The following is a 13,024-nucleotide window of genomic DNA, read 5'->3' on the forward strand; positions in this document are numbered from 1 at the left end:
TCGGCCAAGGCGGCAGGCTGCCAATCTGCTTGAGACTACGGCCTTTTCCTGCTTTGAGACGCTTCAGTCCGCGCCACGGCACTGCGTTCGGTGAGCAGGCGGTCACCGTAGCGCAGCACCGTCTTGATGTCCTTCCAGCCGCCGGCCTAGGCGATGGCCGCGACCTCGTGGCCGTCGGCCAGCAGATCCTGGGTGGTGCCGGCGCGCACGCTGTGCCCGGAGAAGCGCTGCAGCACGCCAGCGTCGACGGCGCGGTCGTTGAGCACGCGGATCGCCGCGGTGTCTGAGAGCGGCGCGATGCCGGCGCGGTGCACACGGACGAAGACGACACCGCGCGCCGCCGCGAGGGCGACCCGGCGGGCTTGCACACGGGCGTCCTCCGCGGTAGCGGAGTCCGGGTCTGGAGGCGCCGCGAGCGCTTGGTCGAACGCTGCGGCGTGGGCCTCGCGCCACGCGTCCAAGGCCGTCACCGTCGGGGCGGTCAAGGCCTTCCAGCGCAGCGCGGTCGGCGTTACTGAGGCTCGACCACCGGTCAACCAGGAGCAGCTTCGCTTCTGGCAAATCGAACCAGAAGTGCCGGTCGGACAGATCGGCGAAGACCTGGGCCACCTCAGCACCCGTCCAGAGATCCTGACGCTTAAGGGCGTGAAGATAGAGACGGAGAAACAGGTGGTCGTCGCGCAACGACCACCCGGTGGCGATCCGACGCGCAACCGCACCATCAAGCTGGGCAGGCAAGCTGGGCAAGCTGGGCAAGCTGGGCAAGCCTATCCCATGCGCCGGCGAGGACCCGAACAAGTTCCGTGTGGTCGAGAGCGTGTTGGTTGGGATCGCTGTCGCCCGCCGTGTGGTCTCCGCGCCATGTCCAGTGCGGTGCGGTGGCGACACGGTTGATGGTCTGGTGCAGCCAGTCGCGCTCATCGGGCTGTTGGTACTGGCGCGCGAGCCGATAGACCCGGTCCAGCTCCGCCTCGAGCGCACGCAGGAGGCTCAGCAGCCAGCCAGCCGAGGCTGGCAACGCGGCGACCACCTCCCGGTGTTCCGGATGACCATCCCACGCCAGCCGGACAGAAACGAGGAGAAAATGGATCGAAGGTCTCCGCAGCGCTTGCGTCCGCGGTGTCGGTCCACAACCACCGCTGTTCGATGCGCACGGCGGGACGCAGGAACTCCGCCAACCGGTAGACGTCAGCCTCGTCCGGCGTCTCACCGGCGGCGTGGAGACGCCTGAGGATTTGGTACGCGTAGCGCTCCCGCCCGTGGCGCTGGAGATCATCGGCCACGAGCAGCACCAAAAACCAGAACCGACGGACGGCGGGGGCCATGACGGAGAGGTGTCATCAACCTGCCATTGCAGTTCGACAAGCTCGTCGCGCGAGAACCCCTGCACATCCGTAACAGTGTCGATATCGTTCTGCGCCGCCACAGTTAGGGTGGGGGCGACACGCACCCCACCTACCAGCTCCCGGCAAGGCCCAGCAGTTCCAACGCCTTGTGGCGCAGCTCCACCAGCACCGGGTCGTCGCGGTGGCGGGGATAGGGGCGGTCGACGACGATCTCCGCCTTGATGCGGGCCGGGCGCTCGCTGAACACGATGACGCGGGTGGCCATCAGCAGAGCCTCCTCCACGTCGTGGGTCACCAGCAGGGCGGTGAAGCCGGCGCGCCGCCACAGCGCGACGATCTCGCCCTGCATCTGGATGCGCGTCAGGCTGTCGAGCTTGCCCAGCGGCTCGTCCAGCACCAGCAGGCGCGGGTCGTTGACCAGCGCGCGGGCCAGCGCCGCGCGCTGCGCCATTCCGCCGGAGAGTTGGTGCGGGTAGGCCTTGGCGAAACCGTCCAGCCCGACCAGCCGCAGCGCCTTGTCCACCCGGTTGCGCCGCTGGCGGAGCACGCCCTGCGCCTCCAGCCCCAACGCCACATTGTCCCAGACGGTGCGCCAGGGGTAGAGCGTCGGGTCCTGAAAGACGACCACCCGCGACGGGTGCGGCCCGCTGATCGGCAGCCCGTCGGCCAGAATCCGGCCCGCGCGCGGCGGCTCCAGCCCGGCGACGAGCCGCAGCAGCGTGGACTTGCCGCAGCCCGACGGGCCGAGCAGCGCCACGAACTCGCCCGGCTTGGCGTGCAGACCGACCGTGTCCAGCACGGGCAATGGCGCGCCGTGCAGGTCGAAGGCGTGGCTGACGCCCTGGACCTCCAGTTCCAGACCGGCCGGGAGGTCTTGTTCCAGCGCTACCATTTCAGCAATCCCTTCTGCCAGGCGAGCAGCCGGTCGCGCACCTTGAACAGCAGCGTGACGAGGCTGGAGCACACCAGCGCCATCACCAGCAGCGCCGCATACATGTTGGCGTAGGCCGCCCAGCCCTGCGCCCATTGCAGGTACCAGCCGAGCCCGGCCTTGACCCCCATCATCTCCGCCACCACCAGCACCGCGAAGGAGGCGCCGAGCCCCATGAACAGGCCGACGAAGACGTGCGGCATCGCTGCCGGCACCGCCACCTTCAGAACCAGGAAGCGCGAGGACGCGCCCAACGTGCGGGCGATGTCGTAGTAGGCCGGGTTGACGCCGGACACCCCGGACCAGGTCAGGATGGTCACCGGCACCCCGGTCGCCAGCGCGATCAGGAAGACGCTGGCGCTCCAGCTCGATGGGAAGGCGAAGAAGGCGATGGGCAGCCACGCCGTGGCCGGCAGCGGCCCGATCAGCCGCAGCACCGGATGCACCCAGTAGCCCACGGTCCGCGACCAGCCGATGGACACGCCGGTGACGAAGCCGACGAAGGCGCCGATCCCGTAGCCGAGCAGCAGCAGCTGCAGCGACGCCACGGTGCATTCCAGCAGGCGGGGCCACTCGTCCAGATAGACCTCCAGCAGCGCCTGCGGCGGCGCGAAGAAGGGACGCGGCAGCAGGTCGAGCTTGGCGGTGACCAGCTCCCAGCCGATCACGCCGAGCGCCAGCACCACCAGCCAGGGCGCCGCGGCCCGCAGCCGCTCCCCCACCGCGCCGAACAGGCGCAGCAGCGGCACGGCGAAGGCCAGCGCGCCGCCGACCACCGCGAGGAGGCTGGCGAATTCTCCGGTGCGCACCCATTCCTCCGTTTCCGGCCACAGGGCGGTCAGGGCGGCGGCGGCCAGCCAAGCGGCACTGGCCGCCACCCCGCCCAGCCACAGGCGCGGAGGCGCGGGGGAACGGCTGCGGTCCACAGCAGCACCCCCGCCCGCTGCCAGCGCCGCGGCGTCATCGAGGCTGCTCATCTCAGCCCAGCACGTCGGCGTAGACGCGGTCGGCGAACTTCGCCGCGTCGGTGCTCTGCTTGAAGACCTGCACGCCCTTCAACTCCTCCGCGTAGAGCGCGATCTCGCGCTTGATGTCGGCGCCCACCGGGTTGTGGTCGTGCGTCTGGCTGGAAAGCTGGGCGGCGAGGTCCTCGATGCTGCTCTTCGGCGAGTACTGTTGGTAGACCTTGGCGGCCTCCACCGGGTTGGCGGCGGCGTAGTGCTGAGCCTCGAACACGGCGCGGGTCACCGCGGCGGCGGCGGCCTTGTCCTCGCGCAGCAGGCTGCCGCGTGCGCCGAGCACGCAGCAGACGCGGTTGGCGAATTCGCCCGACAGGTTGGTGGAAATCTCCACCAGATTGCCGGACTTCAGGAAATTGTAGGTCACCGGGTCCCAGTGGGCGACGGCCTGCGCCTCGCCCTTATCGACCGCGATGGCCAGCAGGTCGCCGGGAAAGACGCGCCACTCCACGTCCTTGTTCGGGTCGATCCCCTGCTTGGCGAGCTGGATGGAGAACAGGTGCTTGGCCGGGCTGGACAGGTCGCTGATCGCCACCGTCTTGCCCTTCAGCCCGGCAAGGCTGGTGATGCCGCCGTTCTTGGCGGCCAGCAGGCGCATGCAGCCGCCATGGACGCCCGCGATGATGCGCACGTCGAAGCCCTGCTCCAGCGGCTTCAGCCAGCGCAGCGCCATGCCGTGGCCGATGTCGGCCTTGCCGGTGGCGAGCGCCTCCAGAAGCTGCTCCGTCGTGCCGGCGAAATTGACGAACTCCACGTCCAGCCCGTGCTTCTCGAAGAAGCCGTTGTGCTTGGCCACCGCCACCGGGGCGCCGCACACCGCGCCGGTGTTCCAGGCGAGCTTCAGCGGCTTCAGCGCGGCGGGCGTCGGGGCGGCGACCAGCCGGGACGCCACGCCCGCGAAAGGCAGCGCCAACGCGCCCGCCGCCGCCACCTTCAGCAGCCCGCGCCGCGAGGGCGTCGCCGCCGAGATTCCCGAACCGTTCCGATGCGTGCTCATGGTCGTCGTCGTCCTTCGATCAGGGAGCATTCACTTTTTATGAATGTGAATACATGATTTTCATGGACTATATTCAACAGCCTCGCTTTATAATGTCAACTGTTGAAGTAGAGAAATAACGCACGGAGGCCCCCCATGATCACCGCCATCGTCCGCTACCGCCTTCCCGCCGCGATCGGGCGAGAGGAATGCCGGACGCATTTCCTGTCGATCGCGCCGGGTTTCGGCGGCGTGCCCGGCCTGATCCGCAAGCAGTTCATCTGGAGCGAGACCGGCACCGCCGGGGGCGTCTACCAATGGAAAAGGCTGGAGGACGCCCAACGCTTCTACCAGGGGCCATGGCTGGATGGCATACGGCAGCGATACGGCACCGATCCGGAAATCGAGTTCTTCGAGACCTTCGCGGTCACGGACAATCCGGGCGGGGTGGTGTCGGTGTTGACGTGAGCCTGCCATGCCCTGCGGATGCGTTCGAAGGGCGTCCGGCCCGCGAGCGCCTTGAGGAACCAAGCACCATCGCGATCGACAGCAGGACCTGTCGTTCGGCGCCGGCGATCTTTGGCATCACCCTCCAGCCGATCATCCGGGATATCGGCGCCTGACGCCGTCAAACAGACACCAAGAATTCCGGAGCGGTTCGCCGTTGGACGCGGCCCCTGACTTGGTCAATTTGGTCAGGGGCGGCCGAAGGCGGCGGGGCCCGTATGGCTCTTGAACAGCACGAGGCGCACCAGCGTCGTTCCGATCGCTCCCTGGGCGACCGTCAGGGCGGTCACCGCCGCCGCCCCGGTCATGCCGAAGACCGGGATCAGGATGGCGCCAAGCACGATGCACACCGCCAACTGCAGCAGGTTCAACCGGCGCAGCGTGCGCCCATGCCCGGTCATGGCCAGAAGGATGTCCTGGCAGGCCAGAAGGCAATGGATCATCTGGCCCACGGCGAGGATGCGCAGCGCCGTCGCCGCGCTGCCGAACCCCTGCCCCACCAGACCGAGCAACAGTTCCGGCACGATCATCATGACCGACACCATGGGCAGGCTCAGCGCCGCGACGGCCAGCATGATGTTACGGTTCATAGTCAGCAGACGGGACGTCTCGCCGCGGCGATGCAGTTCGGCGTAGTTGGGCGCGGCGAAGGTGCCGATGCTGATGACGACGACCCAGACCAGCATGGAGATGCGGTTCGCCACGCTGAACGCGCCGACCGAGGCCGCGTCCACGAAGACGCCCAGCGCGAGCACCGGCAACGACGCCAGCGACACCTGCACCAGCTCGACGACGAACAGGGGAAGCGCGGTGTGCCAGAGCGACGGCAGAACCTCCGCCGGCCTGTCCGAAGACGCGGCATCGGCGACCACGGAATGGTCGGTGAAACGGCGGCGGTCGCGTGCGAGAAGGGCCATCCCGACCGCGGCGCTGAACGTCAACGCCCCGGCCAGGGCCAGGATCAGGGAGTCGAGGCTGGAAACCCCCGCCACCAGAGCGGCGAGCATCAGCACCGGCCACAGCGCGTTCTGCACGAACTGCGCAGCGATGCCCCGCTTCAGACCCGCCAGGGCCGATCCGATGGTGATGGTCAGGGTCTGCGGCAGCAGGGCCAGGGCCGACAGGCGCAGCGGCGTTTCGAGGTCCGGCGCACCGAACAGCAGGTGCGACGCCGGTCCCGCCAGGGCAAAGGCCACCACCGCGGCCAGGGTCGCGGCGAGTCCCGTGCCGATCAAACCGGTCCGCAGGTCACGGCCGGCCGCCCGTCCCTGGCCGATGGCCAGTTCGGCGGCGATGTGCCGCGTGATCGCCCGTTCGAGCCCCAGCCGCGCCATGGTCGATGCCAGGCCGATCCAGGTCAGGCATAGGAAGAACAGGCCGGCATCATGGGCGCCCAGCGCGCGCGCCGCTATGATATAGAGGCCGAGCTTGCCGACGACCTCCACCCCGCGCAGCCCGAGGCCGACGCCGTAACGCCCGAGGGCATGCCATGTCTGGAGACGCATCACGCTCTATGGGATAAAGGGTTGTTGCGGAAGCGGAAGAGATGCGGAGACGCGCGGCGGCTCCGCCGTGTTGCGCCGCGCGGGGAGAACAGTCGGTTGATGACCATGGTGACGAAAGGGCGAGGGCACTGGAGAGTCCATGCGGCGCTGGCTTTGTGCCTTGCCGCGGCGCTGCTCGGTCATGGCCGCCCGGCCGCCGCGCAGGACGAGGAGGAATGGCGCGCCATCGACATCCGCCAGGAAATTCGCGCCCATTTCGACCGTCTGCCCTATGGCTGGTGGATTCGCGAACCCGAGTTGCATCTGAACACCTACGAGGTCGAGGTCCACCTTCCCGAATGGTGGCGCGGCAACCCGACCTCGGCGGTGAACAATCTGTGCCCCGAGCGGCAGAGCCGCATCTGGAAGGTGGCGAAGATCCTGACCTTGCGCCCCTTCTACCAGAAGCGGCCCTGGCCCGAGGTCGATTGCCGCCGCTGATATCACCGCTGGCGCGGTCAGCTCCCGCTTGATTGGCCGAGCGCGGCGCGCAGCCGGTCGGCCACGCCATCGCGCGCGACGAAGATGAAATTGTTGATGTAGATCCGCCCTTTGACCCGGTGGGTGCCCGCCGCATTGAGGGCCGAGCGGGACTGGTGGCGATCCGGGTCGAAGCCGTCCAGCGTGCACAGGCGTCCCGCCAGGACGAAATAACCGCGATAGCCCAGCGGGGCCAGCCGCGCCTGCAACGCCGCCAGGGCTCCGGGATTGTGCCGCTCCTCCGCCTCGATCAGCAGGTTGGGACGGTCGCGCCCGATCAGGCGGAGGCCGCCGCCGACCACCGCGGACTCGTGCCCTTCCACATCGATCTTCAGGAAACCGACCGGGCGATCGTCGTAGCGGTCCAGCGTCCGGCGCGGGACGGTGACCGCCTCCACGTCCTCGCCATGGGCGCCCACCGCCCCCGCCTCGACCGAGGCCAGGGCGGACGAGCGCGGCACATGAAGCACGATCGACCCGTCGTCGTCGCTCAGCGCACACCCCTCCACCCGCAGCCGGCCGGACGCGATCAGCGGCGCGAACTTGCTCTCCAACAGCGCCGCGAGCTTCGGATTCGGCTCGAAGGCCGTCACGCTGGCCGCGACCCGGCAGAGCCAGAAGGTGTAGATGCCGCTGTTGGCGCCGATGTCGTAGGCCGCCTCCCCCGGAACGCACAGGGCGGGAAGCAGACGCAGCTCCGGCTCGGCGTAATAGGGCGCGAGGCGGTCGCGAAGCCAGGTCAGGCGACGGAACATCCGCGGGTGGCGAAGCTCGATCGCGGCTTTCAGGGAGGACAGGCTGTGGTTCATGGCGCGTGGCTCGGTGGGGCTGGGGCCGGCATCCTGGCACCCAACCAAAAGTGAGGGGTTTCGGCAAAAAGCAAATAGCTAAAAATTGAGACAAAATGCTTCAAAACCCCAACCACCTCATGACAGGTCTATACCGGACGTGGTAAACCATACCAGCAAAGTGTTCGATCCACACGCTACGGTACCCGTAAAAGATGCTGTCCCAACATCTGGAAAATCGCAGGCAAAGTCAATCGGCTGACCAGCCGGATGGCTCGTCGGGGCAGCAATCGCATGGGGTGCTGTTTTCCAGCGGTGTGTCGGCATTTACGCCGCGCGATCTGCTGATTCTCGCTTTTTATCACAAGCGCATTATCCTGATTGTCGCTCTTCTTTCAATCATTGCCGGGCTGACCGCCGCGACCTATGCGCGCACGCGCTACGCCGCGGAAAGTCTCGTTATGATGATGATCGACCGCGCGCATGCGGGGATCAGCGACGTGGCCGGGACCCTGCCCTCCATCCTGTCGATCGACGGGCTGAAGTCGGTGGACAGCGAGATCCGCATCCTGGAAAGCCGCCGGGTGATCGAGGACACGCTGAGCGCGCTGGGCCCCGTCACCCTGTTCCCGGAAATCGCGCGCCCGCGCCTCTTTGGCCTTCTGCCCGCCGACAGCCCGCAGGACCAGCTCGAAAAGGCCATCGACAAGTTCAAGCGCCGCCTTCAGGTGGAGCAGCAATCCTCCTCCAACATCGTGCGCCTCAGCTTCAGCCACGAGGACCCGGACCTCGCCGCAGACACCGTCAATGCCCTGGCCGACGCCTACCTGAAGCGCCGCCGCGCGATCTTCGACATCCCGCGCTCGCCCTTCCTCGCCTCCGAACTGGCGCGCCACTCCGACCAGCTGAAGAGCCTCGAGGGGCAGATCCAGGCGCTGAAGTCCGAGTACGACATCGTCGACCTCGGGCAGGAAAGCCTGCTCGCCGCCAACCAGGTGGACAGCATCGTGCAGCGCCGCCGGCAGACCCAGGAGCGCCAGGCGGCCCTCCAGGCAGAGGTCACGGCGGCCAAGAAGCGGCTCGCCGCCCTGCCGGAGCGGGTGTTCGACTTCCGGGAGCAGAGCAACCAGACCCAGAACGACGACGACCGCAACGTGCTGCTCCGCCTGGAGCTGGAGCGCGACCGGATGGCCTCGCAGTTCCTGCCGGACTACCCGCCCCTCCAGGAGCTGGAGCGGAAGATCCGGACGGTCCGGCAGTCGATGAAGGGCGGCGACAAGCCGGTCTACAACACCACGCGCGAGGTCCGCAACCCGTCCATCCCCTTCCTGAACAACCATCTGCTGACACTGGAGATCGAGCAGGACGCGGTGGCCCGGCAGCTCGACGAGCTGAACCGCCAGCACACGGTGGCGGTGGAGAAGGTCGGGCGCCTGCGTAAGGCGGAAAGCGAGCTGCGCGACCTGGAGCGCACGCGCGGCGTGATGGAGGACATCTACCGCGACTACGCCCAGCGCACCGAGGCCGCCCGCGCCGAGGAGGAGGCCGCCAAGGTGCGCTTCTCCAACGTCCGCGTCGTGCAGCCGGCGGTGGCCCCGGCGACCGGGACGAGCATGGCGCCGAGCTTCATCATCGCCGGTCTGGTCGGCGGCATCCTGCTGGGCGGGGCGGCGGGCGTGCTGGCGACATGGCTGCGCCAAGTCTACATCCTGCCGCACGAGATCGAGCGCGACCTGGGCGTCCCGGCCATCGCCAGCTTCTCCGACACCGACGGCGAGCTGGTGTCCCCCGGCGCCCAGCAGGAGCTGATCCATCTGGCCGCCCAGCTGCGCGACCATGGCCTGGACGACCAGCCGATGGCCCTGATCCAGTTCGTGACCGCCAACGAGGGCGACGGCGACGCCGTCGTGGCGCGCGGGCTGGCGCTGGAATTCGCCAAGGGGCGGGGCCTGCGGACGCTGGTCATCGACCTCTGCGGCGACGGCACCGGGCAGCTGGCGGCGATCAACGCAGGCGCCGACGGCGAGGCGGCCGGGGAAGCGGACAACGGAGCCGGCGAGCGGCTGCCGACCATCGAGCCGCAGGGCACCGGCGACCTCGAAGCGCTGCCCTCCGCCGTGCCGTTGCTCTGGGTGTCGCGGCAGGCGACGGGATCGGCGCTGGGCAGCCTGCGCACCCCCATCGCCCAGTCACGCCAGATGCTGGAGCGGCTGAATCAACGCTTTGACATCATTTTGATTCTGTCGCCGCCGATCGGGAACAGCCATCTTGCCCGCCGGCTGTCGCCGATGGTGGATGCGAACATCCTGGTCGCCCGCGCCGAGCACACCCGTGCGCCGGTCGCCGCCCGGATGCGCGACTCCATCCTCGCGTCCGGCGGCGACATCGTCGGCTTGGTGCTGACCGGCCGTCACTTCCACATTCCCCAGGTGATCTACCGATGGCTGTGATGCGGATGGCCGCGATGCGGGGCTTCCTGTTGGCGGCGTTGCTGGCGCTCGGCGCGTGCACCGGCCAGTCGTTGACTCCAAAGGAAGCGATGCCCGAGGGCTTCGCCCGCTGGGAGGACTCCACCCCGCCCTACCGGCTGGGTCCGGGCGACCGCTTCCAGGTCAAGTTCATGCTCGCCCCCGACATGGACGAGGAGGTGATGATCGGTCCTGACGGTTCCGCCGGGCTGCGCATGGCCGGGCAGGTCGACGCCGCCGGGCTGACGCCGGGCGAGCTGGCCACCGTGGTCGAGACGCGCGCGCGGCGTTGGATGCGCGCCCCGCAGGTCAGCATCGGGCTGAAGGAGACCCCGTCGAACCGCGCCTACATCGGTGGCGCCGTCGCCCGCCCCGGCACCTACCTGTTGAACGGCCGCATCGGCGTGATGGAGGTGATCATGCTGGCCGGTGGTTTCGACCGCGAGGCGCGGTACGAGGAGGTGGTGCTGATCCGCCGCAACCCCGAGAACAAGCCGATGCTGCGCACCATCGACACCCGGCGGTTCATCGAGACCGGGGCAGCGGTCGGCGACGTGCCGCTGGTCGCCGGCGACATCCTGTTCGTGCCGCGCAGTTCCATCGCCGAGACCGGCCTGTGGGTCGAGCAGTTCATCAACCGCGTCGTGCCGTTCGAGCGCACGTTCAACTACACGATCAGCCGTCAAACCGGCGCGATCACGACCTTCCCATGATGAAGTCCCAGACCGAACCGGGGCGGGGGCACCCGACGGACACCGTCTTTGGGGTCGCCATCACCCGCCTCGACGTGGCCGGTGCCGCCCAGGCCATCGACGGGCGTGCGCCGGGGGAGCCCTTCGCCTACGTCGTGACGCCGAATGCGCAGCATGTGGTGCGGCTTCACCGCGGCGACGACGCCCAGTTCCGCGCCGCCTACGACGACGCGTGGCTGCGGCTGTGCGACAGCCAGATCATGCGGCACCTGTCCCGGCGGCTGTTCCGCAAGCCGCTGCCCAGCGCCAGCGGCAGCGACCTGACAGCCCACCTGTTCGCGCACGTCATCACGCCGGACGATACCGTCACGGTGATCGGCGGCAACGACGAGCTGGAGCGCCGCCTGCGCGACCGCTTCGGCCTGACCCGGCTGGCCCGGCACGAGCCGCCGATGGGCTTCTCCGCCGACCCGCGGGAGGTCGAGCGCTGCGTCCGCTTCGTGCTGGACCACCCGGCCCGCTTCGTCTTCCTGGCGGTCGGCGCGCCGCAGTCGGAGTGCCTGTCGCTGGCCATCCGGAACACCGGACAGGCCACCGGCGTCGGACTGTGCGTCGGCAGCTCGCTTCTGTTCGTGACGGGACTGGTCGAACGCGCGCCGCCGCTGTTCCGCCGCTTCGCCCTGGAATGGCTGTACCGGCTGGCCCAGAACCCGCGCGGCCACGCCCGGCGGGTCTTCGTGGACTCCCTGCCGCTGCTCGGCATCGCGCTGTCGGCCTGGTGGTCGGAGCAGCGGAGTCAGGCGCGCCCGAAGCCGGCGGCGCGCCCATGATCGTCGAGCTGGGAGCCCGGCAGCGCGGCCGCATCCTGTCGCCCGTCCGGGTGGCGGCGCCCCGCCGTTCCCAGCACCGCTCCCTGACGGTGATGATCCTGCTGGCGGTGCTGCCCCTGTTCGGGCAGAGCTTCCATTATCTGGTCGATATCCCGCCGCTTTACGCCCTGTCGAAAAGCTGGCCGGTCCTGACCATCCCGCTCGCCGTCTACGCGTTGGCGCAGATCGAGCTGCCGTTCAAGTCGCTGTGCATCGCCCTGCTCGCCTACCTCGTGGCGATCACCCCGGCGGTGTCCATGGTCCAGCTCGGCAACGGGCTGACCGATGCGATGGCGACCACGGTCAAGGTCTGGCCCTTCGCCTACTACTTCTCCCTCGCCGCCCTTCTGACGCTGCTGCGCCCGACGCTGCCGCAGGTGCGCGGCGCGCTGATCGCGCTCGGCGCCGGCACCTTCGTCATCATGCTCGCTTTGTGGCTGGTCCTCCCGCCGGAGGCCTACGCCACCGACCCGCTGAAGAGCAAACTGTTGATGTACGACGTCGAGCGCGGACCGCGCATCTTCATGCCGATGTTCTTCGGCGTGCTGTTCCTTTTCTACCTGTCCCGGCAGTTCTGCGCGTACCGGGAATGGTGGACCATCCCGCTGCTGCTGATCGGGCTGCTGCTGATGGTCCTGATCTACAAGCAGCGCACGGCTCTGGGCAGCGTGGTCCTGGTGGTCGGCTTCGCCATGATCACCTCGGCGCGCGGCTGGTGGCGGATCCTGGCGGTCGGCATGGCCCTGCTGACGACCGTCGCCCTGGCCGCCGTCTACAGCGCGGACCTCGCCAGCCGGGCCGAGCAGATGCTCGGCGCCTCCCTGTCGATCCGGCAGAACTCCATCGTTCTGGCGCTCGACTTCCTGGAGGTGACGCCGTTGCGTTGGTTGCTGGGGGTGGGCGCCGTCACCCGCTTCAGCAACGTGACCCTGGCGGACATACTGGGCAACAACCAATTCTATCTCGCCGACATCGGCTGGATCGGCATCGTCTTCGAATACGGCGTCATCGGCGCGGTGCTGATCGCGGCCTTCTACGTCGCGGCACTGCGCAGCGCCCGCAAGGCCGCCACCGGCGACGATCCCATGACCCAGGCGCTGGGCGATTACGTCCTGTTCGCCCTGGCGACCTCGACCATCTACTCCGTCGTCTTCACGCCCGGCGAGGTCGCCAGCGTGATGGCGCTCGCCCTCTACTGGCGCAACGCCCGCCGGCAGGCCGGCGCCCAGCGCCCCCTTCACTCACCGAAACGCCCGCTCTTCGGCATGGGAAGACCATGACCGCCGTCTCCGCATCCCCAGCCTTGTTCCGCCGTCTGATCGCCATGCATGGCGGGAATCCCCAATCATGAGCATGACCAATGAACCGCAAGGCACGCGCAGCAGGATCATCACGCTACGCCTC

General features: G+C 68.5%; 13 protein-coding genes. 6 read left to right on the plus strand and 7 right to left on the minus strand.

The window, feature by feature from the left end:
* Nucleotides 1-146: 146 nt before the first annotated feature.
* The 5 genes from H1Q64_RS23755 to H1Q64_RS23775 all read right to left on the minus strand — a co-directional run bounded on the left by H1Q64_RS23755 (nucleotide 147) and on the right by H1Q64_RS23775 (nucleotide 4,293).
* Nucleotides 147-536 carry a hypothetical protein gene (locus tag H1Q64_RS23755; protein WP_237907000.1) on the minus strand — a complete coding sequence of 130 codons (390 nt, stop codon included), beginning with the start codon at nucleotides 534-536 and terminating at the stop codon, nucleotides 147-149.
* Between the two features lie 185 nt (nucleotides 537-721).
* Nucleotides 722-1,030, minus strand: a complete 309-nt coding sequence (locus H1Q64_RS23760) for a hypothetical protein (RefSeq protein ID WP_237907001.1) — start codon at nucleotides 1,028-1,030, stop codon at nucleotides 722-724.
* Nucleotides 1,031-1,455: 425 nt separating this feature from the next.
* Nucleotides 1,456-2,238: an ABC transporter ATP-binding protein gene (locus tag H1Q64_RS23765; RefSeq protein WP_237907002.1), complete on the minus strand. Its 783-nt coding sequence runs from the start codon at nucleotides 2,236-2,238 to the stop codon at nucleotides 1,456-1,458.
* Nucleotides 2,232-3,254 carry an ABC transporter permease gene (locus H1Q64_RS23770; RefSeq protein ID WP_237907003.1) on the minus strand — a complete coding sequence of 341 codons (1,023 nt, stop codon included), beginning with the start codon at nucleotides 3,252-3,254 and terminating at the stop codon, nucleotides 2,232-2,234. Before H1Q64_RS23770 ends, H1Q64_RS23765 begins: the two co-directional genes overlap by 7 nt.
* Nucleotide 3,255: 1 nt before the next feature.
* Nucleotides 3,256-4,293: an ABC transporter substrate-binding protein gene (locus H1Q64_RS23775; protein WP_237907004.1), complete on the minus strand. Its 1,038-nt coding sequence runs from the start codon at nucleotides 4,291-4,293 to the stop codon at nucleotides 3,256-3,258.
* A gap of 135 nt (nucleotides 4,294-4,428) precedes the next feature.
* Here H1Q64_RS23775 and H1Q64_RS23780 point away from each other — a divergent pair, with 135 nt between their 5' ends.
* Nucleotides 4,429-4,740 (plus strand): YdhR family protein, encoded by a 312-nt coding sequence (locus H1Q64_RS23780; protein ID WP_237907005.1) that lies wholly within the window; start codon nucleotides 4,429-4,431, stop codon nucleotides 4,738-4,740.
* Nucleotides 4,741-4,967: 227 nt separating this feature from the next.
* On the opposite strand, the gene H1Q64_RS23785 is transcribed toward H1Q64_RS23780, so the two are convergent.
* Complete coding sequence (locus H1Q64_RS23785) at nucleotides 4,968-6,284, minus strand: oligosaccharide flippase family protein (RefSeq protein WP_237907006.1); 1,317 nt, start codon at nucleotides 6,282-6,284, stop codon at nucleotides 4,968-4,970.
* A gap of 99 nt (nucleotides 6,285-6,383) precedes the next feature.
* Here H1Q64_RS23785 and H1Q64_RS23790 point away from each other — a divergent pair, with 99 nt between their 5' ends.
* Nucleotides 6,384-6,764 (plus strand): hypothetical protein, encoded by a 381-nt coding sequence (locus tag H1Q64_RS23790; RefSeq protein WP_237907007.1) that lies wholly within the window; start codon nucleotides 6,384-6,386, stop codon nucleotides 6,762-6,764.
* Nucleotides 6,765-6,781: 17 nt separating this feature from the next.
* On the opposite strand, the gene H1Q64_RS23795 is transcribed toward H1Q64_RS23790, so the two are convergent.
* Nucleotides 6,782-7,612 (minus strand): FkbM family methyltransferase, encoded by an 831-nt coding sequence (locus tag H1Q64_RS23795; protein ID WP_237907008.1) that lies wholly within the window; start codon nucleotides 7,610-7,612, stop codon nucleotides 6,782-6,784.
* Nucleotides 7,613-8,052: 440 nt separating this feature from the next.
* On the opposite strand from H1Q64_RS23795, the gene H1Q64_RS23800 reads away from it, so the two are divergent.
* Genes H1Q64_RS23800 through H1Q64_RS23815 form a run of 4 tightly spaced genes read left to right on the plus strand, consistent with a single transcriptional unit; the run spans nucleotide 8,053 to nucleotide 12,900 of the window.
* On the plus strand, nucleotides 8,053-10,041 hold the full coding sequence (locus H1Q64_RS23800) for a GumC family protein (RefSeq protein ID WP_237907009.1): 1,989 nt from the start codon (nucleotides 8,053-8,055) through the stop codon (nucleotides 10,039-10,041).
* Nucleotides 10,032-10,772, plus strand: a complete 741-nt coding sequence (locus H1Q64_RS23805) for a polysaccharide biosynthesis/export family protein (RefSeq protein WP_237907010.1) — start codon at nucleotides 10,032-10,034, stop codon at nucleotides 10,770-10,772. Before H1Q64_RS23800 ends, H1Q64_RS23805 begins: the two co-directional genes overlap by 10 nt.
* Nucleotides 10,769-11,581, plus strand: coding sequence for a WecB/TagA/CpsF family glycosyltransferase (locus tag H1Q64_RS23810; protein WP_237907011.1), 813 nt, complete (start codon nucleotides 10,769-10,771; stop codon nucleotides 11,579-11,581). The genes H1Q64_RS23805 and H1Q64_RS23810 overlap by 4 nt, the downstream gene beginning before the upstream one ends.
* Nucleotides 11,578-12,900, plus strand: coding sequence for a hypothetical protein (locus H1Q64_RS23815; protein ID WP_237907012.1), 1,323 nt, complete (start codon nucleotides 11,578-11,580; stop codon nucleotides 12,898-12,900). Before H1Q64_RS23810 ends, H1Q64_RS23815 begins: the two co-directional genes overlap by 4 nt.
* Nucleotides 12,901-13,024: the final 124 nt, after the last annotated feature.

It is taken from the genome of Azospirillum brasilense, assembly GCF_022023855.1.
GTDB lineage: Bacteria > Pseudomonadota > Alphaproteobacteria > Azospirillales > Azospirillaceae > Azospirillum > Azospirillum brasilense_F.

Coding starts and splice junctions, on each gene's coding strand:
- H1Q64_RS23765 (WP_237907002.1), bottom strand. CDS start 2,238: ATGGTAGCGCTGGAACAAGACCTCCCGGCCGGTCTGGAACTGGAGGTC.
- H1Q64_RS23770 (WP_237907003.1), bottom strand. CDS start 3,254: ATGAGCAGCCTCGATGACGCCGCGGCGCTGGCAGCGGGCGGGGGTGCT.
- H1Q64_RS23775 (WP_237907004.1), bottom strand. CDS start 4,293: ATGAGCACGCATCGGAACGGTTCGGGAATCTCGGCGGCGACGCCCTCG.
- H1Q64_RS23780 (WP_237907005.1), top strand. CDS start 4,429: ATGATCACCGCCATCGTCCGCTACCGCCTTCCCGCCGCGATCGGGCGA.
- H1Q64_RS23785 (WP_237907006.1), bottom strand. CDS start 6,284: ATGCGTCTCCAGACATGGCATGCCCTCGGGCGTTACGGCGTCGGCCTC.
- H1Q64_RS23790 (WP_237907007.1), top strand. CDS start 6,384: ATGACCATGGTGACGAAAGGGCGAGGGCACTGGAGAGTCCATGCGGCG.
- H1Q64_RS23795 (WP_237907008.1), bottom strand. CDS start 7,612: ATGAACCACAGCCTGTCCTCCCTGAAAGCCGCGATCGAGCTTCGCCAC.
- H1Q64_RS23800 (WP_237907009.1), top strand. CDS start 8,053: ATGATGATGATCGACCGCGCGCATGCGGGGATCAGCGACGTGGCCGGG.
- H1Q64_RS23805 (WP_237907010.1), top strand. CDS start 10,032: ATGGCTGTGATGCGGATGGCCGCGATGCGGGGCTTCCTGTTGGCGGCG.
- H1Q64_RS23810 (WP_237907011.1), top strand. CDS start 10,769: ATGATGAAGTCCCAGACCGAACCGGGGCGGGGGCACCCGACGGACACC.
- H1Q64_RS23815 (WP_237907012.1), top strand. CDS start 11,578: ATGATCGTCGAGCTGGGAGCCCGGCAGCGCGGCCGCATCCTGTCGCCC.